27 protein-coding genes are annotated in these 20965 nt (G+C 67.1%); 18 read left to right on the plus strand and 9 right to left on the minus strand.

Going from position 1 to position 20965, the window contains the following annotated elements:
* Window positions 1-31 precede the first annotated feature (31 nt).
* The 17 genes from PV419_RS34580 (at window position 32) to PV419_RS34660 (ending at window position 14852) form a co-directional block, all read left to right on the plus strand.
* Entirely contained in the window at window positions 32-790 is a 759-nt protein-coding gene (locus tag PV419_RS34580; RefSeq protein WP_319695698.1) for a phage scaffolding protein, read from the plus strand.
* Between the two features lie 133 nt (window positions 791-923).
* Window positions 924-1841, plus strand: a complete 918-nt coding sequence (locus PV419_RS34585; RefSeq protein WP_319695700.1) for a phage major capsid protein — start codon at window positions 924-926, stop codon at window positions 1839-1841.
* Between the two features lie 2 nt (window positions 1842-1843).
* On the plus strand, window positions 1844-2215 hold the full coding sequence (locus tag PV419_RS34590; RefSeq protein WP_319695702.1) for a hypothetical protein: 372 nt from the start codon (window positions 1844-1846) through the stop codon (window positions 2213-2215).
* Window position 2216: 1 nt separating this feature from the next.
* Window positions 2217-2663, plus strand: coding sequence for a hypothetical protein (locus PV419_RS34595; protein WP_319695703.1), 447 nt, complete (start codon window positions 2217-2219; stop codon window positions 2661-2663).
* Window positions 2660-2995: a hypothetical protein gene (locus PV419_RS34600; RefSeq protein ID WP_319695704.1), complete on the plus strand. Its 336-nt coding sequence runs from the start codon at window positions 2660-2662 to the stop codon at window positions 2993-2995. Before PV419_RS34595 ends, PV419_RS34600 begins: the two co-directional genes overlap by 4 nt.
* A gap of 101 nt (window positions 2996-3096) precedes the next feature.
* Window positions 3097-3471 carry an HK97 gp10 family phage protein gene (locus tag PV419_RS34605; RefSeq protein ID WP_319695706.1) on the plus strand — a complete coding sequence of 125 codons (375 nt, stop codon included), beginning with the start codon at window positions 3097-3099 and terminating at the stop codon, window positions 3469-3471.
* The gene (locus tag PV419_RS34610) at window positions 3471-3923 is read left to right on the plus strand and encodes a hypothetical protein (protein ID WP_319695707.1); all 453 of its coding nucleotides are present in this window, start codon (window positions 3471-3473) and stop codon (window positions 3921-3923) included. Before PV419_RS34605 ends, PV419_RS34610 begins: the two co-directional genes overlap by 1 nt.
* Window positions 3924-3930: 7 nt before the next feature.
* Window positions 3931-4104, plus strand: coding sequence for a hypothetical protein (locus PV419_RS34615; RefSeq protein WP_319695708.1), 174 nt, complete (start codon window positions 3931-3933; stop codon window positions 4102-4104).
* Window positions 4101-4661: a hypothetical protein gene (locus PV419_RS34620; protein WP_319695710.1), complete on the plus strand. Its 561-nt coding sequence runs from the start codon at window positions 4101-4103 to the stop codon at window positions 4659-4661. Before PV419_RS34615 ends, PV419_RS34620 begins: the two co-directional genes overlap by 4 nt.
* Before the next feature lie 9 nt (window positions 4662-4670).
* Window positions 4671-5066, plus strand: a complete 396-nt coding sequence (locus PV419_RS34625; RefSeq protein ID WP_319695712.1) for a hypothetical protein — start codon at window positions 4671-4673, stop codon at window positions 5064-5066.
* Between the two features lie 95 nt (window positions 5067-5161).
* Window positions 5162-5356, plus strand: a complete 195-nt coding sequence (locus PV419_RS34630; RefSeq protein WP_319695714.1) for a hypothetical protein — start codon at window positions 5162-5164, stop codon at window positions 5354-5356.
* A gap of 6 nt (window positions 5357-5362) precedes the next feature.
* Entirely contained in the window at window positions 5363-9013 is a 3651-nt protein-coding gene (locus PV419_RS34635) for a phage tail protein (protein ID WP_319695715.1), read from the plus strand.
* Window positions 9013-10209, plus strand: coding sequence for a hypothetical protein (locus PV419_RS34640; RefSeq protein ID WP_319695716.1), 1197 nt, complete (start codon window positions 9013-9015; stop codon window positions 10207-10209). Before PV419_RS34635 ends, PV419_RS34640 begins: the two co-directional genes overlap by 1 nt.
* A gap of 2 nt (window positions 10210-10211) precedes the next feature.
* On the plus strand, window positions 10212-13067 hold the full coding sequence (locus PV419_RS34645; protein WP_319695718.1) for a hypothetical protein: 2856 nt from the start codon (window positions 10212-10214) through the stop codon (window positions 13065-13067).
* A gap of 5 nt (window positions 13068-13072) precedes the next feature.
* Window positions 13073-13591, plus strand: coding sequence for a hypothetical protein (locus PV419_RS34650; RefSeq protein ID WP_319695720.1), 519 nt, complete (start codon window positions 13073-13075; stop codon window positions 13589-13591).
* Complete coding sequence (locus tag PV419_RS34655; RefSeq protein ID WP_319695721.1) at window positions 13584-14645, plus strand: hypothetical protein; 1062 nt, start codon at window positions 13584-13586, stop codon at window positions 14643-14645. Before PV419_RS34650 ends, PV419_RS34655 begins: the two co-directional genes overlap by 8 nt.
* 12 nt (window positions 14646-14657) lie before the next feature.
* Window positions 14658-14852 carry a hypothetical protein gene (locus PV419_RS34660; RefSeq protein WP_319695723.1) on the plus strand — a complete coding sequence of 65 codons (195 nt, stop codon included), beginning with the start codon at window positions 14658-14660 and terminating at the stop codon, window positions 14850-14852.
* Between the two features lie 76 nt (window positions 14853-14928).
* On the opposite strand, the gene PV419_RS34665 is transcribed toward PV419_RS34660, so the two are convergent.
* Genes PV419_RS34665 through PV419_RS34705 form a run of 9 tightly spaced genes read right to left on the minus strand, consistent with a single transcriptional unit; the run spans window position 14929 to window position 19986 of the window.
* Window positions 14929-15135, minus strand: a complete 207-nt coding sequence (locus PV419_RS34665; protein ID WP_319695725.1) for a hypothetical protein — start codon at window positions 15133-15135, stop codon at window positions 14929-14931.
* A gap of 8 nt (window positions 15136-15143) precedes the next feature.
* Window positions 15144-15740, minus strand: a complete 597-nt coding sequence (locus tag PV419_RS34670) for a glycosyltransferase family 2 protein (protein WP_319695726.1) — start codon at window positions 15738-15740, stop codon at window positions 15144-15146.
* Window positions 15737-16099, minus strand: coding sequence for a DUF6221 family protein (locus PV419_RS34675; protein WP_319695728.1), 363 nt, complete (start codon window positions 16097-16099; stop codon window positions 15737-15739). The genes PV419_RS34670 and PV419_RS34675 overlap by 4 nt, the downstream gene beginning before the upstream one ends.
* Entirely contained in the window at window positions 16096-16620 is a 525-nt protein-coding gene (locus PV419_RS34680; protein ID WP_319695730.1) for a class I SAM-dependent methyltransferase, read from the minus strand. Before PV419_RS34680 ends, PV419_RS34675 begins: the two co-directional genes overlap by 4 nt.
* Entirely contained in the window at window positions 16620-17261 is a 642-nt protein-coding gene (locus PV419_RS34685; RefSeq protein ID WP_319695732.1) for a hypothetical protein, read from the minus strand. Before PV419_RS34685 ends, PV419_RS34680 begins: the two co-directional genes overlap by 1 nt.
* Window positions 17262-17308: 47 nt before the next feature.
* Window positions 17309-18364 (minus strand): NAD-dependent epimerase/dehydratase family protein, encoded by a 1056-nt coding sequence (locus PV419_RS34690; protein ID WP_319695734.1) that lies wholly within the window; start codon window positions 18362-18364, stop codon window positions 17309-17311.
* Entirely contained in the window at window positions 18361-19353 is a 993-nt protein-coding gene (locus PV419_RS34695) for a glycosyltransferase family 4 protein (RefSeq protein ID WP_319695736.1), read from the minus strand. The genes PV419_RS34690 and PV419_RS34695 overlap by 4 nt, the downstream gene beginning before the upstream one ends.
* Entirely contained in the window at window positions 19346-19537 is a 192-nt protein-coding gene (locus tag PV419_RS34700) for a hypothetical protein (protein ID WP_319695738.1), read from the minus strand. The genes PV419_RS34695 and PV419_RS34700 overlap by 8 nt, the downstream gene beginning before the upstream one ends.
* A complete protein-coding gene (locus PV419_RS34705) occupies window positions 19534-19986 on the minus strand; it encodes a hypothetical protein (protein WP_319695740.1) in 453 nt (150 codons plus the stop codon). The genes PV419_RS34700 and PV419_RS34705 overlap by 4 nt, the downstream gene beginning before the upstream one ends.
* 183 nt (window positions 19987-20169) lie before the next feature.
* Between PV419_RS34705 and PV419_RS34710 the strand changes: the two genes are divergently transcribed.
* Complete coding sequence (locus PV419_RS34710) at window positions 20170-20964, plus strand: N-acetylmuramoyl-L-alanine amidase (protein WP_319695742.1); 795 nt, start codon at window positions 20170-20172, stop codon at window positions 20962-20964.
* Window position 20965: the final 1 nt, after the last annotated feature.

Raw genomic sequence — 20965 nt, forward strand, 5'->3', positions numbered from 1 at the left:
CCAACCCGCAACCCCGAGATGGGAGCACCTCGTGAACAACCACCTGGACCTCACCGAGCACCTCGACCCGCGGCCCGCCAGGATCAGCCTGCCGCCCCGCACCCTGATAGGCGTGGTTGCCGGCCGCCCCGTGTACAACATCGCCGGAGGCAGCGGTGAGGGCGACGACGACTCCGGCGGCAGCGGTGACGACGACCCGGCCGACGACGCCGATGACGAGTCGGACGAAGACGACGACGACGAGAAGACCGGTCGGGTTGAGGCGCCCAAGCCCAAGCCGCCCGCCGCCAAGAAGGACGACAGCGACGATTGGGCACCGCCTTCCCGCGACGAGTGGGCGCGCACTCAGGCCGCACTGAAGAAGGCCAACGACGACGGCAAGCGGCACCGGCTTCGCAACAAGGAGCTGGAAGAGAAGGCGCGGGCGGGGGAGACCGAACACGAGAAGGCGCTGCGCGAGGCCCGCGAGGAGGGTGCAAAGCCGTTTCGCACGCGGCTGGTGAAGGCGGCGGCCCGTGTGGCTCTGTCGGAGGCAGGCGTGTCCGGGGCGACGGATCGCGTACTGCGGCTCGTCGATATGGAGGCGCTGTCTGTGGATGACGACGGCGACATCGTCGGCCTCGATGCCGAGGTCGAGCGGGTCAAGTCCGAGTATCCGGAGTTCTTCCAGGCCCCCGCACGGCCGAAGGCGAAGACGCGGCCGACGGCGGCGGACCGGAAGCCCGCCGAGGAGAAGCCGAAGAGCAGCGCCGAGCAGCACGCCATGAGGGTCCTCGGCCGCACCGGTTGACAACTGAATGTATATTGGTCATTAAGCCTTCAAGTCAGGTGATCTGACGAGATGGTGACCTTTCTTGCGAAGGCGCCCGTGATGGGGCCCGAGCCCACCAGCAGTCCCATCACGCGCCCGCAGGAGGGCACCCATGACCCGGAATACGTTCGAGGCGTGGATCCCGGAGGAGGACTCCTCTGAGGTCATCATGCGCGTCCTGCAGGTCTCGGCGGTCGAGGCGCTCGCCTCCCCCGAGCCCATGAAGTCCAACACCAAGAGCATCCCGCGGTCCGCCGGCGTGGGCGTCGGCGTGGTGGACAAGGGCAGCGCTTACGGCGAGGACACCTCCACCAACGACGACATAGTCCTGACTGCGAAGAAGCTCGGCAAGGCCATCCGCATCGCGGAGGAGGACATCGACGACTCGCTCGCCGACATCCTCGCCACCAAGATGAAGGACTGGGCGACCAGCTACTCGAAGCTGCTCGACAACGCCACCCTGGCCGTCACCGCGGCGGTGGGCACGGGCGTGCCGTTCGAGTCGGTGTACTACACCCTGTCGCAGACCGCGGCCGGCCTGGGCTACACCGCCAACGACAACATCACGTTGACCGGCAGCGGCGGCGTCACCTACGACAACCTCTCCTCGTCCCTCGGCGATCTGGAAGGCGGCGACTACTTCGACCCGTCCTCCGTGGTCGTCATCGCCCACCCCAGCTTCCGTGCGAAATTTCGTGGCGTGAAGGACGACCAGGGCCTGCCCATCTTCGTGCAGGGCCTCGCCGGCACCCCGGACACCTTGTTCACGCACCCGGTCCGCTGGTCCCTCGGCGCCAAGACCAGCCCGACCGCGACCGACGCGCCGGGAGGTAACCCGCTCCTCGCCATCGTCAACCGCGACTACCTGCGCCTCGGCCGCCGCTCCGGCCCCGAGTCGGTGTTCATCGACGGCCGCGACGGCGTGAGCGCGTTGACCGACGAGTCGATCCTCAAGATGCGGGCGCGCAGGGGATTCGCCCTCGGCCATCCTCGGGCCGCAAGCATCCTCGTAAATGACAGCGGCAGCTGACCATGGCGGCGGCTAAGAAGGCGACCGCCGTCCGGCAGGCGCAGAGCCCTGCCAAGGCTGGCGAGCCCGAGGTCGAGGTTGAGGAGCGGTCTGCGGACGGCTCTGACGGGATGCGGCACGTCAAGGAGTACGCCGTGCTCGGCCACGGACTCGGTGACACAGACGGGCCGGAGCACGAGGCGAACAAGGCCGGGGTGGTACAGGAGGCCATTCAGCGGGGCCTGCACCCGCGCGGCGACGTCCGCCTCGACAGCGTCGAAGCACATCACGACGGCGTGTCCCGCACGTACAGGTACAGCGTCGCCGTGGTGCCGTCGGCGGTCGATGACCAGCCGGGGGAGACCACCACGCCCCGCAAGGTAATCGAGGGCTGACATGGTTGACGCCTGGGCGACAACACAGCAGGTCACGGACGCCATGGGCGTGTCGGTGACCGATGCTCAGCTTGCCCAGGCGCAGGCCACCGTCGAGGTGTTCTGCAACCGGCTCTACGCCGACACGGAGCGGATCCGGCCCCGGGACGTGTACTGGCTCGGGCGGGCAGTCGCCTTCCAAGCGGCGTGGTTGAAGGGGCAGTACGACATCACGACCCGGCTCGACTCCAGCCAGGTGCAGCAGGACGGGGTCGTCGCCTCGCTCGGCGAGCACGCCATGGTCCTTGCCCCGATGGCCGCGCGGGCGCTGCGCCGCATCTCGTGGATGCGATCCCGAACCCTGCACGTCCGGTCACCGTTCGAGGACGGCAGCTCGTGGGGCGCGGACCCGCTGTCGGACGCCTCCGACGACTCGCAGTTCTGGCATCCCATGGATGGTGGCCGATGAACCTGGCCACCACCACCGTCAGCGTCCTCCGGGGAACCGGCACCGACGCCTTCGGCGACGAGACCGACCTCGCCACGGTCGCCGCATCCGGCATCCCCGCCTCGCTGATCGAGTCCAGTCGCCAGGCGCAAGAGCCCGTCACCGGCACGCCGCGGATCATCCGCACGCACGTCTGCCGAGTACCGCCCGGCACGGACGCCACCGAGACCGACCGGATCAAGGACGAGCAGACGGGCGAGATCTACATCGTCGTCTCGGCCACCCGCAACGCCAACCCGGTCATGGCGCAGCCGCTGCGCCTGGACCTGAAACGCACAGGACGAGCCGCCTAACCAGCGCTCCGACATACCTCGCCCCAACGGCGCGACGGCCCGTAAACGGCCAGCCAGCAGGGGCACAGCACAGCCCGCCGACGTAGAGGAGGTGCAGGGCGATGGGCGTGGACTACCACGTTGTGGTCAACCACGGCTGGCGAGGCTGGCTCCGCAACCAGGTCACGCACTACCTCGACAAGCTCGGGCGGGAGATCCAGACCGACGCTGAGCGTCTCGCGCCCGTCAAGACCGGCCGGCTCCGCGCGTCGCTCTACCACGAGGTGAACCGCGGCGAGCTCCGCGTAGGCGTGCGGGACGTGCCCTACTGGATGACCGTCGAATACGGCTCTGGCCCGCACATCATCGTCCCGAAGAACGCCAAAGCCCTGTACTGGCCCGGCGCCCGGCACCCCGTCGCAAAGGTCAACCACCCCGGCACGCCCGCTCAGCCGTTCCTGCGGCCAGCACTCCTCAAGCGGCGGGGGAGGCTCTGATGGCCGTTACCCCCCGCGCGAACACCGAGCTGGTTGCTGTGGCCTGGCTTCAGGGTGCCGCAGGAGTCGAGCCGGGGCAGGTTGCCACGACGCTCCCCAAGGACGTGTCGACCTGGGCGACGAACGGGTTCGTTCAGGTGCCCATGGCCGTGGGCGGTTCGCCCCAGCTGCACTACGCGCTGCGCGAGCCGGTGGTGCAGGTTGAGACGTTCGCCGTCAACCCGAACTCGGGCAGGCCACCGTGGGGTAAGGCCGCCAGCCTGTTCGAGCTGCTGGTTGACGCGACGTTCGATGAGGCGCGCATGCAGCGCACCCTGACCCTTCTGCCGGGCTATCCGCAGGCCCGCGTCCTCACTGCCCATTTCCTGACGGAGCCGCGCCGCATGCCTGGTGACGACTCCTCCTACGCCCGCTATGGGGCTGACCTTCAGCTCCACTGGATCAGCCTCTAGGAGCGCCATGCCGACCGTCCGAACCACCATCCAACCCCACCTCGAAGTCGAGGTCTCCGACGCCGAGTACCTGGACCTCGAGCGCCAGGGCCTCCTCGTAGCCTCCCCGTCCCCGTCCACTCCTGCCGCCGCACCGGCCAAGACCCCCACCCCGGCTAAGGCCAAGGAGGCTGACCGATGAGCGTCTCGACCACCAATTTGATCATGGGACCGGCAACTCTCTACATCGCCAACTTCGGCGCCACCGAGCCCGCCGACACCGACGTCAACACCGCCCCTGCCGCCTCGGCATGGACCGACCTCGGCGGCACCCAGGACGGCGTGAAGTTGACCGTGGACCAGACGTACACGGATCTCGAGGTCGACCAGATCGTCGACACCGCTGGAAGCCGGCTCACCAAGCGGGTTTTCACCATCGAGACGAGCCTCGCCGAGCCGACGCTCGAGAACCTCAAGTACATCCTCAACGATGGCACCCCGGCCAGCGGCTCCGGCTACAAGAGCTTCGAGCCCACCTATGCGAGCTCGGCGACACAGCCAACCTACCGGGCCGTGCTCCTCGACGGTTATGGCCCCAACCAGCTGCGCAGGCGCTTCCTCGTTCGCAAGTGCCTGTCCAACGACAAGGTCGAGTCCACCTACAAGAAGGACGCGCAGACCCTGTTCACCGTGAAGTGGTCCGGCTTTTTCGTCACGTCGTCCATCGCCCCGTTCAAGCTCATCGACGCCACCTCGTAAGGACCAGCCATGGCCACCAGAGCGCCCCGAACCCGCACCGCTCCGGCGGAAGAGCCCACCGGCATCATGGAGATCACCACCTCGAAGGCGCCACAGGTCCAGGAAGCACGCGAGCCCCTGTTCTCCATCGACGGCGAGACCTTCACCGCCCCCAAGGTGATCGACGAGCGCATGGTGTTCCTCGCCATGAACAGCTTCCGCCAGGACGGTGCCGTCTTTGCCTCCATGAGGCTCCTGGAGCTCGTCCTCGGCAAGCCCCAGTACACCCGACTCCTCGATCTCTACGAACAGGAGGCCCTGACTCAGGAGAACTTCGACCAGGTCGTGAAGCTCGTCAACGGCCTGTTCTTCAAGCAGGTCAACGGCGACGACGAGTCGGTGGGAAAAGCTTCGCCCGCTTCGTAGCCAATGTTCACGACCACTCCTGGATCGCCGCCCACCGGGAGGACCTCGACGCCGACTTCCTCGCCATCTACGGCATCGACCTGGAGGCCGAGGTCGTGGGAGCGAAGCGCTTCCTGGCCCTGGCAGCCCGCACACCGGCCTACGACGGGTCCATGGCCGCCGTGGTGGCCGCCGAGCAGCAGAAGGAGCAGCCCGCCCAGCGCCAGACCAGCCCAGACGAGCCACAGCAGGTGGACGTCGACCAGATGAACCTGATCGTGCCCGGCCTCATAGAGAGAGTGGAGGTGTAGCCCCCGATGTCCTTCCTCATTGCCAGCGGCCACGTGCAGGTTGATGCGAAGACCGACACGGCGATGTCCCGCATCACTGCGGTCATCGGCGCCCTCAATGCTCTCGGGCCGGCTGCCGCCGTGGCCGGCGCGGGGATCGCTGCTGCGGGTGCCTCCATGGTCGCGTTCGGCGCGGCGGTGGGGCCGCAGATCTCCAAGATGAGCGACGCGGTCAAGGCGCAGGAGAAGTACAAGGACGCTGTGCAGACCTCGGGGAAGGCGTCTGAACAGGCAGCGAAGGCGGAGAACGCGTACCAGCAGACGCTGTCGAAAATGCCGCGGGCCACGAAGGAAGCCACGGCCGCGTTCGCTGCCCTGAAGGACTCGTATCAGCAGTGGTCGGACAGCCTCGCCGACGACACGATGCCTGTGTTCACGCACTCGTTCCAACTGTTCCAGGCGCTGCTGCCGAAGATGACACCGTTGGTGCGGACGGCATCCACCGAGCTGGATCGGCTCGTGACACGCATTGCGGGCGGGGTCGCGAGCCCTGGGTTCGATGCGTTCATGGTGAAGGTCAACGAGTTCGCCGGCCGCACGCTGCGTGCGATGTCGGATGGCGTCGTGCACCTGGGGGAGAAGCTCGCCGGCTTCGCTGCGGGTGGGGGCTTCGACCGGTTCATGGAGCAGGCCCGCACGATGGGCCCGCTGATCGCCGAAACGCTCGGGAACATCGCCAAGGCCGCCCTGCACCTGGTGGAATCCGGCGGGGACCTCGGCGTGACACTGCTGACCGTTGCAAACGGGCTGGCCAAGCTGGTCAATGCCGTGCCATCAGACGTGATCTCCACGTTCCTCCAGTTGTACGCGGCGTTCAAACTGGCCCGGATGGGCGCGGCAGCCTTGACCGCTGTCACCACCGCATCCGCCGCAACCAACCTCGCGAACTTTGTGCGCGCGGCCCGCTTCGGCGGTCTGGGCGGGGCGCTGACCGGGACCGTGCAGCAGATGACGCGCATGCAGAAGGTCGCGGCCGGGCTCGGCATTCTCGGGGTTGTAGCCGTCGGCATCTCGAAGCTCGCTGAGAAGGCGAGGGGGGCGCCACCGGACGTGGACCGGTTGGCCACGAGCCTCAAGAACCTGAGCAGCAGCGGCCAGTTCACCGGGGAACTCCAGAAGACCTTCGGCGACATGGACGGCCTGATCGAAAAGGTCAAGTTGCTCGACAAGAAGGCAGCCGCAGCAAAAGAAACCGTCCTCGGCTTCAAAGTCCCCGTGCTCGATGACGTGGCGCAATGGGTGTCCAGCAAAGTGGACGACATGGCCATGGGCGACAAGAGCCTCAAGGCACTCAAGGAGGACTTCGACAGCCTCGACAAGGCCATGGCCAACATGGTCAGCGGCGGCTACGCCGAGCAGGCGGCAGGCGGCTTCGAGAAGATCAAGAGCGCCATGGCGGCTGCCGGGTACAGCACCAAAGAGATCAACAAATTGTTCCCGGAGTACAAGGCATCCCTCGCCGCGCTCAAAGCTGACCAGCAGCTCACCGCCGCCGGGATGGGCCTGTTCGGACAGCAGGCCATGAGCACGAAGGCGAAACTGGACGAGCAGAAACGCTCGACTGACGGCCTGCGGCAGAGCATCGTCGCCCTGAACGAGGTCAACCGGGCTGGTTTGGGCGGCATGATCGGTTTCGAGCAGGCTATCGACGATGCGGCGAAGGCCGCGCGGACGAACGCCGGAAGCCTGCGCATGGTCCACGGCGAACTCGACCTCAACTCACAGAAAGCCCGGGACGCATCCACCGCACTGCAAGATCTCGCGACGAAGACCGATGACGCGGCGACGAAAGCGCGGGAGTCCGGCTCATCGTGGGAGCACGTCAACGGCATCTACTCCCGGGGCCGGCAGGAGCTCGTCAACTCGGCCATGCAGATGGGCTTGACCAGCGCCGAGGCCAACAAGCTGGCGTCACAGATCCTGAAGATCCCGGACAAGAAGTCCACACAGATCGAGATGCGCCGCGAGGACGCCATCGCCGGACTGGACGCCGTGATCGCCAAGCTGAAGTCCACGCCGGGCAGCAAGAGCGTCACCGTGAAGGCCCTGACCTCCTCCGCCGTACAGGCGCTGGAGAATTTGGGGTTCAAGGTCACGCACATGAAGGACGGCAGCTTCCGGGTCACCGCTCAGACCGGCTCGGCGGCGGCGAACATTGCGGCCGTCCAGCGGGCGCGCGACTCTCTGCAGTCGAAAAACGTGACGATCAGCGTCACGACCCGCTACTACTCCGTGGGCAAGCCCGGCAGCGGCGTGCGACAGCTGCCGTATGCGCGAGGCGGCCGAGTGCGCGGCTACGCGTCCGGCGGGGACGTACAGATGTACCCGGACGGCGGGTATGTCACCGGGCCCGGGACGGGCACCTCCGACAGCATTCTGAGTCTGTTCCCCAGCGGTGCGGTGGGGCGGATCAGCAACACCGAGTACGTGATGAAGGCCGCTGCGGTGGCCAAGTACGGCGTTCGGTTCATGGACGCGGTCAACTCTGGGCGCCTGCCCCGCTTCGCGAAGGGCGGCCTGACGGAGAAACAGAAGGAGGCCGCGCGGAAGCAGGCTGAGGCCCGGTCGCTGCTGCGTGGAGACGTGACCCTCGGGAACATGTCGCTGATCGCCGGGCGCAGCAACCCCGAGATTCGTGGGATGCTCGCCAAGCCGGCTGATGAGTCGGCGTTGATCTCGTCGCTGTACAGCCTTCAGACGAAGATCAAGGGATCGTTCACGGGGGCGACGGAGCATCGGCTGCTGTCGCAGCTCACCCGATCGGCGAGTTCTCTGTTCAAGCTGCGGGACTCGGCCGAGGCCAACAGTAAGGCCCTCGACAGTGCGAAGGACAAGCTCAGTGGCCTGAAGGATCAGTTCGACAACTTGAAGTCGTCGGTCAAGAGCAGCTTGATCGGCTTCGCGAACATCACGAAGATCGGCAAGTACGGCACGTCTGCATCAACGCTCATCAACCAGTTGAAGTCCGACACCACCCGCACGACCGAGTTCTCGGCGCAGCTGGAGGAGCTGAAGAAGCGTGGCCTCAACGCGACTGCCATCTCCGACATCGCCGCAGCCGGGGTGGCCGGTGGGGGCATGGCGACCGCTCAGTCCCTGCTCACCGCCACACCCGAGCAGATCAAGCAGATCAACGCTCTCCAGGCCCAGCTCACCGCCTCGGCGGACAAGGCCGGTACCACCGTGGCCGACAGCATGTACGGGGCTGGCATCAAGGCGGCCGACGGCCTCGTGAAGGGGCTGACGGCGAAGCAGAAGGCGATCGAAGACTCCATGATGAAGATCGCCAAGTCGATGGAGGCGGCGATCAAGAAGGCGCTGGGCATCAAGAGCCCGTCGCGGGTGATGATGCAGCTCGGGCAGCACACCGCCGATGGTTTCAACGTCGGGCTCGCCTCCCGCAAGAGCCTGATCACCACCCCCGGCACCATGCGCGTGCAGACCACTCCGCCGAGCGGATTCGTGCCCCAGGCGCCGACCACCACGATCCAGAACCTCAACGTGACCGTGCACGGTAGCTACGACATGGCGTCCCCAGCGGAGCGCCGCCGCGTGGCTGAGGCCCTGGCTGCTGAGGTCAGTGAAGCCCTCCGCAAGCGCGACAGAGAGAGGCGCTGATGCAAGGCGACTACGGAGACCTCCGCATCGGCCGACTCCTTCTCCGGGAGACGTTCAAAGCGAGCGAGTCCAGCGGCGACGCTCGCAGCATCGACATCGAGGGCCAGGAGTCCAGCCCGCCCCTCACGCGCACGGAGCTGGTGTGGCGGCACGACAACCTAGCCGCGCTCGACCAAGGCGGCGTCGTGCCGCTGACGTGGACTGACAAGCCTGAGCGCAACTGCTACGCCACGATCGGCTCCATCACGGCGGACTACACCGAATGGCGCGGCGACACCGTCACCTCCGACTGGAAGATCCAAGCCACCCGACTCGGCAGCGACACCGAAGTCGACCTCCAAAGCAGGCTCACAGGCATCGTGCGCGCCAACGACTTCAGCCTGACGGGGGAGCGCTGGCACGCCCCGCCCATCGGCCACTATGGCTACTACACCGGCGCCAGCAACCCCACCACCATGACCCGTACCGGCGCCGATGGGGCCATCACCGTCTACCGCAGCGTGCCCGCCGGCGTCTCACCGCGCTGGGGCTGCACCCCCACCAACTACCTCGCAGGCCGGGCCCGCCTCACCTCCGGCGGCACGGAGCTGTGCGGCACCGACCAGAGCCTCAGCCCGACCGGCTGGGCCCTCACCAACGGCCTCGTCAACGTCACGGCGGGCGCGTCCGGGACGCTGGACGTGCAGGCGTACACGGGCGGCGCCTGGCACTCCAAGGAGTGGAACGTCTCAGTTGCCGGGTCGGCCTCGAGCATCACCTCGTGGGACGGGGCGACGCTGCTGCGTAACGAGCCGGAGCACGTCATCCTGCGCCTCACCAAGAGCCTGTCGCCGGGCCGGGCCACTCTCGACCTGGCGCTCCGCCGAGGCTCCCGCTTCGTCGAGGGCTACCTTCAGACCGGCACGTCGGTCACGCTCGCGGCCTACCGGTCCGCGTCGGAGGCCAGCACCAGCGGCACCGGCTACGTCACCGCGTCCGGCGACGACGCGGACGGCAACAGGTTCGCCATCGGTTCGGCCCGCACCTTCACCAGCCACGCCAACGGCGGCGTGCAGAAGGCCAGCACGACGAGCTTGGACTTCTGGATCGGCGTCGCAGCGGGCGGGGGCTCAGCAGCATCCGGTGACGCGGCCACGGACCTGCGGAACCAGTACCTTGCGGCGATGCCCGAGGCTGTCTATGCGGTGAGGCGGTAGCTATGGCCGTAACGGAGATCCTCGAGGCTCTTGGCTCGTTCGAAATTGACCTGTCGCCATCCACGCCCCGCGAGACCCTCGACGCCATCGCCTACTTCGGGCACATCGCTATCGTGCCTGGCCGCGTGGACCCCGCCGGCTACGGGGACGGACTCCTCGCCGCGGCCCGCTACGTCGGCGTCGTCCGCTCCCGGCGCGTCGATGACGACCGGCGCACCAAGCGGGTCGAGGACGCCACGAAGATCGGCGGAGTCGGCATGGCCTTCTGGCTGGGCGACGAGGATGACAAGGGCTCGGTGTACGAGAACGCCGTCGAGCCCGCCTCCGCCACCTTCGCCACGGCCGTCACCATGCTGCTGCCCGCCTCCGGCGCCGTCACCGCAGGCACCCTCTACCCGGTCGCAGGCGCCTACTCGGGCCGCCACCTGTACGAGACGCCCCGCAAAGCGATCAGCTACGTGTGCGACACCATGTCCACCACCAGCGTCCCAGTCGGCTGGCGCGTCAACGGCGACGGCACGCTCGACGCGGGGCCCGAAGCGGACCTGTACGTCACCGACCCGACGTGCGTCATCGTCAAACGGAACGCTGGCGAGGACATGCACCTGCGCGCCCTCCCCGGCACCACCGGCGTCAGCAGGGACGTGGAGGACTACTCGACCCGCGTGGTGCTTCTCGCGGAGGGGCAGGGCGAGAGCATCGCCACGGGCACGGCGGACATCTCCCCGGCGACCCCGTACAAGGACCTGCACGGCAACGCGGTGAAGCTCACCCGCCTGGTCTCCGAGTCGGATACAAGCACGGGGAACGCCGACACACGGGCCGCTGTCGCCCTGAATCAGTACACCTCGACGCGGGACTCGCTGGAGCTCTCCACGTCGGACTACGACGTGCAGGGCTCGTTCGAGGTCGGCGACTACGTGTGGGTATACGACCCCGACCAGGGCCTCGTCGACACCGCCAACGAGGTCGTCTTCCGCGGGGAGCGCATCAACCCGATCCGGCTGCGGGTCGCCGAGACCCAATGGCCCGTCACAGTCGGCTACACGGTCGCCTATCGGGCCGACGACGGCACGTGGTGGGACCTCACCGACCACGTTCAGTTCGAATCCCAGTCCGAGGTACGAGTCACGGTGGGCGAGTTCGGGCGGGCGCTCACTTCGGCCGGCACGGAGCCGGTCGGGTCGCGGCCGAACGCGGACACGAGCGTGCCCGGGGTGCCGACGTTCGTGGAGCCGTTCGTCGGCTCCGCTTACCTGGACGGCAGGGGCTTCACGAGGGCGCGCGTCATCGTCGCCTGGAACGCCCCCACCAACGTGGACGGCTCTACGGTCCTGGACGGCGATCACTTCGAGATCCGGTGGGCGATCGACACCGACATGATCTATCCGGCCACCTGGTCGCAGGTCTCGCAAGTGCGGTGGATGGACCTGCAGACGTGGGCGCAGCCGTTCGCCGCGCCGGACGGCGACTGGCAGACGATGTTCGTTGCCTGGGGCGAGTCCACTGCGCAACTGCAGGATCTGTCGCCGGGTGTGGGCTACGACGTGCAGATCCGGGCCGTCGACAAGTCGGGCAACATCGGGGCGTGGTCGGCGGTCACCACGTTCGTCGCATCTGAGGACAACATTCCACCGTCGACTCCTGCCGCCCCGACAGTCGCGGCCAGCCGGATCGCCGTGCAGGTCACCCACACGCTCGGCAAGTCGAGCGGCGGCACGTTCAACCTCGAGAGCGACCTGCACCACCTCGAGATCCACGTCGACTACGAGCCGACCTTCACGCCGTCCGACAGCACCCTGAAAGCCAAGGCAAGCGCCACGAGCGGCATGATTCAGGCCGGAATCCCCGCGGTCGTCACCGTGCCGGTGGAGGAGACCTCCGCCCGCTACGTGCGGGTGGTCGCCGTCGATATCACCGGCAACAAGTCCGGTCCGTCCGACGCGGCGACCGCCACCGCGCTGCTGATCGACGACGCGCACATCTCCGACCTCACCGTCTCCAAAGTCACCGCAGGAACGATCACCGCATCCTGGGTGATGGCTGGGGAGATCAAAACCGCCGACACGGGGGCCCGTACCCGCATGAGCGCCGACGGCATCGAGCTGTACAACGCAGGCGGCGACCGCACCCTTTTCGCCGACGCCAGCACAGGCGACGTCTTCATCGTCGGCCAGCTCAAATCCGGCACGACCGGGAAGCGCATCGAGATCAACCCCACGAGCTCCTACCTGCCCGAGATTCGCTGGTATCCCACCAGCGGCAGCGACTACGGATTCATCAACGCCTCCGTCAGTGGCGTCGACGTCAACCTGGGAATGAACAGTTCGCCCTATGACGACGGCACAGGTGTCCAATGCAACTCCCGCACCTTCCTCACCACCACCGCTGCCCAGCTGGAGGTTATCCGCGGCGACGATCAGCAGCGGCGCGGCGGTTACGTCTATGCGTATCCAAACGCACTTATTGCCGGATTCAACCGGGCAGCAACTGACGGGGGCAGGTTTTACGCCGACGCGAACCAGACCATCATCGGTTGGGACAACGGCGGCGCCAACGTTAACGCCATGCGCTTCCAGTCGGGGCTGACCCGCCACATCGGCCGCTGGTACGACTTTGTTGCCGCCGACAGCAACGAAGGGCTGTTCACCGGCCACGTCACAACCAGCGGCGGCACGGGCACGGTACTCACCTACGGGCCGACCATGGATACAACGCTCCGCGTCATGGCCACGGTCTTCGACAACGTCGACCACTACGTGCGTGTTTCCGCCCAGTCCACTACCGGCTTCAGTGTCGATATCAACCCCGCTGGCAGTGGCAACTGGGACTTGAACTTCTGGTGTTTCAGGACGTGATGACCATGCCCATCGAATACACGATCAGCGATGTAGCCGAAGACGCCGAGCGAGACCTATGGCAGGTCACCTATCAGAGCAAGGCGGGGGAGGCGCGGAACCATCTCTTTCCCAAGGCGACCCTGGAATGGCGGGCTGCCGAGTACGGACTTGACGACGTCGACGAGATCCTCGACATCATCCTCCACGAGCCCTACGCGCCAGCCGAGCAGCCAGTGACCCCCATGTCCCTCATCGACGCCCCAGCCAGGACAGCGCTCCGGCCGACGCCCCGCATCACCTTGTACACCGCAGAGTCCACCGCGCAGGCCAGAGACGCGCACCGCCAGCTCATCGCGGACGTCAAGGCCAACCACGTCCAGATCGCCCCGCCCAAAGGGGCTGATCCGCTCGACCACATTCGCCGCCGCCACGGCATCACCCCCGACGGCCTACGCGCTAAAAGCGAGCAGGTAGACACACACCGCTGGAAGACGCTGTACGGGGGCCTCCCCGTGCCCGTAGAGGAGGCCTCGAATGCCTGACACGCCCACCAGCAGGCTCGGCCTGTACAAGTCGCTAAGCGACGGCTCCGAGCTGGTCAACTACACGCAGGATATAGGCCAGAACCTCGACAAGATCGATACGGCTGTTGGCTTCCAGGCGTGCACCTCCACGACCCGCCCCAGCTCGCCCTACAGCGGCAAGTCGATCATGGAGACCGATACGTCCTACCGGTCGTATTTCTCTAACGGCACCAGCCCGGCATCCGGCTCCTGGGTGGAGATCCCCAACAGCAGCGGAACATTCGGAGGCAACCTCACCCTGTCCACTAGCAGCACTCTGGCCATCGGAGCCGCCACCCTGAATCGGACCTCCGGCGGCTCCCTCTCAACGAACACCAACTACCAGTCGCAGCGCTCCGTCACCACTGATGTCGCCTACAGCGCACTACTCACCGGCGACACCTTCGACCGGGCACGCATCTACGCCGACGGAAAACTCGAACTCGGACCCGGCAACTCCGCCCGCGACACCAACCTGTACAGGTCGGGCGCCAACACGCTGGCAACCGACGACAGCCTCAGCGTGGCACTCAACCTGACCGTCACCGGAAACCTGTCAGCCTCCGGCATCGGCCAGGAGCGCTTCGTCGCCAAACCCTCCGACACCGCGCGCACCAGCACCACGACCGTCGCGGACGACCCACACCTCACCGCCACCGTCGTCGCCAACGGCATCTACATGGTGCGCTTCGTCGTCTTCGCCACCACAGCAGACTCCACCAGCACCGACCTCAAGACAGGCTGGAATGTGCCAGCCGGATCCACCGGCCTCAAGATGATGCACGGCCCCGGAGACACCGCCGCCGACTTCTCCACCAGCAACAACACCAAAGGCCGATTCTCGGGCCGCCAGTACGCCACCACCGGCAACTATCAGGCGGAGACCAACGCGGTCGCCGTCCTCGAAGAATCGATCATCACCATCGGCGGCACTGCGGGGAGCGTCACCTTCCAGTGGTCTCAGACCGCATCCTCCGCATCCTCCGTCACCGTCCTCGCCAGCTCATACATGCACATCCGACGCCTCGCCTAGAAGGAGCTATCCATGGCCGACTACATGCGCATCTCGGGAAGCGGCAGCGACCTCGGAATCCTCATCGAAGTGAAAGTCACAGCCGACGAGATGCAGCTCACCAGCGACGAGGGTCTCGCCGGGGCGGTGAAGGACTACGTGTCCGGGCTGCCCGGCATCACCAACGTGACCGCAACGGCATTCACCACCGTCAACAACCCGGTCTAGGGAGGCCGCCATGTCCCTGTTCGAGACGATCATCGCCATTGAGGTCGGCGTGATCGCCCTGTCCTACCTCATCGGCCTACTCCGTCGACCCTAGCCCAGCGAGCGGCCCGGGAGGCGCCTGCACGTCCCTCTCGGGCCCGGACGGAGTCTCGACGCGGAGGTGCTCCAGCTCCGCCTCGAGTTCCTTGATCTGTGTGCGGAGCAGTACCGTCTCGTAGACGAGCTCGCCCATGCGCTCCCGGCACGCGGCGAGCGCCGCCTGCATGCTGATCTGACCGGCCATGGTTGCTCCTATCGGACGCGGGCGTCGCCGCGGTTGGGGTCGCCGGAGGTGTTGGCGCCGTGCAGGTTCCACAGCCAGGTGCGCTCCGGCAGGTGCTCTATGCGGGCGCCGGCCTTCACGCACTCCACGGTGAATTGGTAATCCTCGCCGTACCTCTCCCCGTTGATCAGCGCGCCCTCGGGCGGCTCGCGGAACCCGACGGCCTGGGCGAGTTCGGTGCGCACCAGGATCGTGATCGTCGTCTGCGTCGGCCGGGCCGGATCGAAGCGGCGCCCGAAGTGGGGGAGCGGATCCGCGCCGAACCCGATCGGCTCGTACCAGGCGTACACGTAGTCTGTGCCTGTCTCCTCAGCGCAGTCCGTCAGCCGCTTTAGATGAATCGGCTTGAGCTGGTCGTCGGAATCGAGGAACGCCACCCACTCTGTCGTGACCTTCCGCAGCCCGCGGTCCCGTGTCGCGGGGGCGCCGGCGCGGGTGAGGTCGTGCTCGACGACGATCGACTCGGCGGGCAGTGTCTGGCCGAGGACGCTGCCGACAGCCCGCTTGGTCATGCCGTTGCGGACCCGCGCCGGATGGGTGGGGATGACCACCGTGATGCCGCTCATGGCCGCCACTCCTCGCGGTAGTCGGGATGGTCGGCGTAGGGCAGGGCGAGAAGGCGCAGCTTGCGGGTGACACGCTCTTCCCGGCCGCAGTCACAGGATCCGCCAGCCCGATCCTCGTCGGCACAGTCCACGTGTGCGGCACAGGCGTACCAGTTGTCCTCGCACCAGTAGTGCGCCTCGGAGGTCACCTCCGCCAGTATCTGCCGCTTCGCGCCGACCTCGGCGAGAGCGCGGGTCGGGTCGAAGGGTGTCCCGTGAAACTTCTCGGATGTCACCCCGTGTCGATTCCAGCGCCGTCGAATCTCCCGCTCGTCGTGATCAAGGCGTTCCCGCAGGAACTGTTCGATGTCGCCGTTCATCGCTTCACTCCTTGCGCCCAGGCGTAGGCGTCGCCGGGGCGTGGGTTGTAGGTGACCGCGACTTCCCGGAACAGGTGCTCCAGCTCGTCTTGGAGCGGCCCGGGGGACACGTTGCGGTACCACTCGCCCGGGGCTGGAGACGGGGCGCCAGCCGCCCCGTGGGGGTGTCTGCCGTCCGACGCGCAGGTCACGAACAGGACCTGCGGGCCACCCGGCCGCAGCGCCTCAGACGCGGTCTGGAGGATGCACCGCCACAGCTGCACATGCTCCAGAACCTCGGTGCAGACGACGATGTCGTACCGGTCCCAGCCGATCGGCCACGGCCGCGTCGCATCGTGCACCAGGTCCACACCGGGGCCCGGCTCGACGTCGAGGCCGGTCCAGGTGGCGTGCGGCAGCAGGTCGCGGATGCTGCCGTTGATATCCCGCCCACCGAGGTCGAGGACCCTCCACGGCGCCCCGAGGGCAAGGCCGGAGTCTTTCAGCATGCGGGCCAGCCCGTCACGCGCTTCAGGGTGCATCAGTGCGGAGCCCTTCCCCAACGAGCGATGAACGTCTCCCGGTCCCGGGCAGCCTGCTCGGCGAGCTCGGGGCGTTCCTGCATGGATCCGTTCGGGCAACGGTGTTCGACGGCCAGGCCGGGCACGAGGAGCGCCCCGCCCTGCTCTCGCGCCCGCCAGTCGATGTCGTCGTCGCCGAACCACCAGGCCATCGACTCGTCCAGCCGCAGCCCGGTCTCACCCCGCAGCATGAACGCGTAGCCCGTGATTCGCTGCCGCAGATCTACAGGCTCAGGGCGTGTGTGCAGGATCTGCTCGGCGCCGCCACACTGGTCGGGGTACGCGAGCACGGCCGGGGTGGACCGCATGGCCGACGACAGCGTCTCGACCCAACAGGGCGGCACGACCACGTCGGAGTTGAGGACGATGACATCCCACTCTCGCGCGCTACGGCACCAGGCATCTTGATCCGCCAAGCGGATACCGATGTTCCAGAGTCGGCTGATGTTCGGCGGATCCATCTTTACTCGCTTGGCCGCGACCATCGCACGATCCATGGCTACCGGCCAGCGGCCCGAGCTGATCGGCGGGTCCGACTCGTTGTCGAGGATCCACACCGTGTCGACCTGCGGAGCGATGGCATCGACGCAGTCGGCAAGCATCTCGTGACGATCCCTGGTGGGGATGACAGCGACGCGCCACGGCCGGTTCACGCGACGCTCCAGACCGTCGTGTGAGAACCCGCCGCTTCGAGCCCCAGCCACTCGGGGTGCCGTAGCGTCCACTCGACCGTCTTGCGGAGCGAGTCCTCTAGAGCCAGTGGCGGCACCCATCCAGCAGTGGCCAGCTTCCGCCCGTCGAGCCCATAGCGAAGGTCATGCCCCGGCCGGCTTGAGTGGAAGTCGACCAGGTCGAGCTTCGGGTCGTCGATCCCCATGAACCGGGCCAGCAGGTGCACCATCTCGACGTTGTCGACTTCCCGTTCCCCGACGATGTGAAAGCGAGACGGGCGATCGTGATGCCCGTACATCTGAGGGGCGTGGTTGCGGAGGAGCCATAGCCAGGCGTCGGCGAGGTTCCTGGCGTGCAGGTAGAAGCGGGAGCCGGGACGGCCTTCAGGGGAGACGTGCACGGTCGCCGGCTCGCCGCGGAGGAGGGCACGCATGGTCTTGGGCAGGAACTTTTCCTGATCTTGGGTCTCGCCAAGAATGTTCATGGTGTTGGTGATGACCACCGGAACCCCGAACGTCCTCCAGTAGGTGAAGCAGATCGCCTCCTGGGCGGCCTTGGATGCGCTGTACGGGTTGGAGGGGGCGATGGCGTCCCACTCGCGGTGCTCGTAGCCGTCGGGCGCTGGCCCGTACACCTCGTCCGTCGACATCTGCAGCACCATCTCGGGTTGCGCCTGGCGGGCGTAGTCGAGGACGTTGGTCATGAGCCGCACGTTGTTCTCTATGAAGGGGCCCGGGGTCTCGATGCTGCGATCGACGTGCGACTCGGAGGCCACATTCAGCAGGTAGTCGACCTTGCCGAAACGGGCCGCGGTCACTGAGTCGATCGGTGCGGACAGGTCGCAGTAGACGACGTCGACCCGCTCCCACCATTCGGGGTTCGTCTCCAGCGCGGATGCGATCCGCTTGGGCACGCCCTTGTGCCGGAACGTGACGGGCGCAGAGACGGTCCAATCGGTGTTCACCATCAGGTGCCGGAGGACGTGGGAGCCGACGAACCCGCCGGCCCCGGTGAGCAATACGTGCTTGGTCATCCGAGGATCGCCTTCTCCCACAGTGGTGCGGTCTGGGTGATGGTGTGCCGCCGGGCTTGTTCGCGGGCGGCGGCGCCCATGGCGGCGCGCAGGCCAGGGTCTTGGGTGAGCTGCCGCAGGTAGCGGGCCCATTCGTGGTCGCGGCGGACGAGGAACCCGGTCTCGCCGTGCTGGACGTAGTCCTCGTAGGGGCGGACGGCGGAGGCGACGATGGGGATGCCGAGAGCCCCGGCCTCGAGCGCCTTCAAAAAGCTCTTGCTCGAGTTGAACAGGTGCGGCCGGAGCGGGGCTATGGCGATGTGGTAGTCGATGGTGCGTAGGAAGTCCTCGACGCCGGGCACCCAGGGCGTGAAGCGTGCCCGGTCCTGGGGGATGCGCATCCAGGTGGCGTAGTCGTTGCCGATGCAGTGCATCTCGGTGTTCGGGTTGCGGGTGAGGAATCGACGCAGTTGGTCGGCGGCCTGCTCGAAGTCCATCTGGTGGGTGGCGGATCCGCCCCAGCCGATGGTGAGGGTGCCGTCGCCGCGCCGTGCGGGCTGGTGGTCGACGAGCCAGTCGGGGACGGCGTTGGGGACGACGTGCACGTTCGGGTTCCAGGCGGAGACCCGTTCGGCGAGGGGCTCGGTGGTGACGGTGACGGCAGCGGAGACCTCGATGTTGCGCTGGAGGTTGGTGCGGATCTCGGGGCGGGCGAAGTACTCGTGCGCGACGGGGGACGAGGCGTCCACGTTCCACAGGTCGTCGTCGATCTCAAGCACGAGCTTGCGGCCCTGCTTGGCGAGCATCTGCCACAGCTCGGTGGGGCCGGGCTTGCACACGCGTTGCCCGACGATGACGGTGGCCGGGTTGTCGCGGGCCTCGGACGGCATCTTCATGCTGTGGGCGACGCGGTGACCGAGCCCGTTGAGGCCCTGCGCGGGGAGGGCTATTCGATAGAAGCCGCAGCCTGTCTCGTCCGCCTGCCAGCCGAACACATCCAGATCAGCCATCGCTGCCGCCTCTCCACGGCGAGGCTGCTTGAGCGGCGCGGGTGACGGCTTCCCAGAACTCGCGGGCGGCTTGGTCGGGCTGATAGTTGGGGCCCTGGACGATGCTGCCGTCGGGGCGGATGCCGACGATCAGCGTGCCGTCGTCGGCGTGCAGCGCGATCGCGAAGTCGCCGGGGACGGTCACGGCCGCTCCTCCCGAGCGATGCGGACGCCAGCGCAGTCCATGTGAGCCAAACCTGCCTCGCCGCGCCACCATGGCGCCTTGGGTGTCCACTTACTCCGGAAGTTGACGGCCCGCCCTTTCACCGAGCGCCCTCCGCAGATCTCGCAGCGGGTGAGCAGCAGTCGGCGCAACTGCTGGAGCGGGTGGACCTGAAGGCGCCAGTGATGGACGTGGAACCGCCACGCGTTGCCTGGGTAGATCGAGCAGGTCTTGTCATCGACTCCGGACGGGTCGCGATGCCAGACGGTGATGAGGCTGGGCCAGCGGATGGCGTATCCGGCGATCACCGTGTCGTGGTGGCGGCGGAAGCTCCACCGGATCCCGTTACGGGCGGCCTGCCGTGTGCCGTAGGCGTCAATTCGGGGCCATGGGCGGGGAATCTCAAAGGCGACAGTCAGGGGGTCTTGCATTGGAGGACTCCTGGCGCGGGTTGTGCGGGTTTTGGTGTGGCGGGGCTTGGACCCGCACGGCCATGCCCCGCCACAGGGTCGGACCGTGACCCATCGCCAAATATACCCCCACACCTTAGATTCATAGGAAAAATGCCTGCACGGGTCTACGATTCAAAGGAGACGTCTGTTAGGGAGACCCGCATGGCCACACCACTCACCGCCGCCAAGTTCCTCGCGGCTCTGCGCGCCGAGGGCGTGCGGGTCGTCGAGGTCGGCGACTGGCCGCACCACAACCGCAACGCCAAGGGCCCCTGGGGCCCGGTGAACGGCGTGATGATCCACCACACCGTCACCTCCGGCACGCAAGGCAGCGTCGACATCTGCCGCAACGGCTACTCGGCACTGCCCGGCCCCCTATGCCACGGCGTCATCGCCAAGGACGGAACCGTGCACCTTGTCGGCTACGGGCGCGCCAACCACGCAGGCGGCGGGGATCCTCGCGTGCTGGAGCACGTCATCGCCGAAGACTACGGCGACCGGCCGCCAACCCCGGCCAAGGGCAACGCCAACGGGGTGGATGGCAACGCCCACTTCTACGGCTTCGAGTGCATCAACCTCGGCAACGGCAAGGACCCGTGGCCCGAGGCCCAACTGGACGCGATCGAGCGTGTAGGGGCCGCGATCTGCCGCACCCACGGGTGGACGGCTCGCTCCGTGATCGGGCACCTGGAATGGAGCCAGGACAAGATCGACCCGCGCGGCTTCACCATGCCGAGCATGCGGAGCCGGATCGCGGAGCGACTCAAGCACTCGGCGGACTGGGATCGGACCCCGCCCAAGCCGCCGACCACACCCCCGTCTCCCTCCACATACACGGTGCAGGCGAAGGACACCCTGTCCGGCATCGCCAAGAGCCACGGCCTCACGCTCACACAGCTCATCGACCTCAACCCGTCTCTGATCACCCCGGGCGACAAGCTCCGGATCAAGAAGTAGG

This window comes from Streptomyces sp. ME19-01-6, from assembly GCF_033793745.1.
Classification (GTDB): Bacteria; Actinomycetota; Actinomycetes; order Streptomycetales; family Streptomycetaceae; genus Streptomyces.

Bases quoted from the DNA above. Each gene is read 5' to 3' on its own strand.
- PV419_RS34670 (WP_319695726.1), bottom strand. From the start codon at position 15,740: ATGAGCGGCATCACGGTGGTCATCCCCACCCATCCGGCGCGGGTCCGC.
- PV419_RS34645 (WP_319695718.1), top strand. From the start codon at position 10,212: ATGGCCGTAACGGAGATCCTCGAGGCTCTTGGCTCGTTCGAAATTGAC.
- PV419_RS34595 (WP_319695703.1), top strand. From the start codon at position 2,217: ATGGTTGACGCCTGGGCGACAACACAGCAGGTCACGGACGCCATGGGC.
- PV419_RS34590 (WP_319695702.1), top strand. From the start codon at position 1,844: ATGGCGGCGGCTAAGAAGGCGACCGCCGTCCGGCAGGCGCAGAGCCCT.
- PV419_RS34615 (WP_319695708.1), top strand. From the start codon at position 3,931: ATGCCGACCGTCCGAACCACCATCCAACCCCACCTCGAAGTCGAGGTC.
- PV419_RS34620 (WP_319695710.1), top strand. From the start codon at position 4,101: ATGAGCGTCTCGACCACCAATTTGATCATGGGACCGGCAACTCTCTAC.
- PV419_RS34685 (WP_319695732.1), bottom strand. From the start codon at position 17,261: ATGCTTGCCGACTGCGTCGATGCCATCGCTCCGCAGGTCGACACGGTG.
- PV419_RS34640 (WP_319695716.1), top strand. From the start codon at position 9,013: ATGCAAGGCGACTACGGAGACCTCCGCATCGGCCGACTCCTTCTCCGG.
- PV419_RS34675 (WP_319695728.1), bottom strand. From the start codon at position 16,099: ATGAACGGCGACATCGAACAGTTCCTGCGGGAACGCCTTGATCACGAC.
- PV419_RS34690 (WP_319695734.1), bottom strand. From the start codon at position 18,364: ATGACCAAGCACGTATTGCTCACCGGGGCCGGCGGGTTCGTCGGCTCC.
- PV419_RS34705 (WP_319695740.1), bottom strand. From the start codon at position 19,986: ATGCAAGACCCCCTGACTGTCGCCTTTGAGATTCCCCGCCCATGGCCC.
- PV419_RS34665 (WP_319695725.1), bottom strand. From the start codon at position 15,135: ATGGCCGGTCAGATCAGCATGCAGGCGGCGCTCGCCGCGTGCCGGGAG.
- PV419_RS34650 (WP_319695720.1), top strand. From the start codon at position 13,073: ATGCCCATCGAATACACGATCAGCGATGTAGCCGAAGACGCCGAGCGA.
- PV419_RS34610 (WP_319695707.1), top strand. From the start codon at position 3,471: ATGGCCGTTACCCCCCGCGCGAACACCGAGCTGGTTGCTGTGGCCTGG.
- PV419_RS34635 (WP_319695715.1), top strand. From the start codon at position 5,363: ATGTCCTTCCTCATTGCCAGCGGCCACGTGCAGGTTGATGCGAAGACC.
- PV419_RS34660 (WP_319695723.1), top strand. From the start codon at position 14,658: ATGGCCGACTACATGCGCATCTCGGGAAGCGGCAGCGACCTCGGAATC.
- PV419_RS34655 (WP_319695721.1), top strand. From the start codon at position 13,584: ATGCCTGACACGCCCACCAGCAGGCTCGGCCTGTACAAGTCGCTAAGC.
- PV419_RS34605 (WP_319695706.1), top strand. From the start codon at position 3,097: ATGGGCGTGGACTACCACGTTGTGGTCAACCACGGCTGGCGAGGCTGG.
- PV419_RS34695 (WP_319695736.1), bottom strand. From the start codon at position 19,353: ATGGCTGATCTGGATGTGTTCGGCTGGCAGGCGGACGAGACAGGCTGC.
- PV419_RS34710 (WP_319695742.1), top strand. From the start codon at position 20,170: ATGGCCACACCACTCACCGCCGCCAAGTTCCTCGCGGCTCTGCGCGCC.
- PV419_RS34680 (WP_319695730.1), bottom strand. From the start codon at position 16,620: ATGCACCCTGAAGCGCGTGACGGGCTGGCCCGCATGCTGAAAGACTCC.
- PV419_RS34600 (WP_319695704.1), top strand. From the start codon at position 2,660: ATGAACCTGGCCACCACCACCGTCAGCGTCCTCCGGGGAACCGGCACC.
- PV419_RS34585 (WP_319695700.1), top strand. From the start codon at position 924: ATGACCCGGAATACGTTCGAGGCGTGGATCCCGGAGGAGGACTCCTCT.
- PV419_RS34625 (WP_319695712.1), top strand. From the start codon at position 4,671: ATGGCCACCAGAGCGCCCCGAACCCGCACCGCTCCGGCGGAAGAGCCC.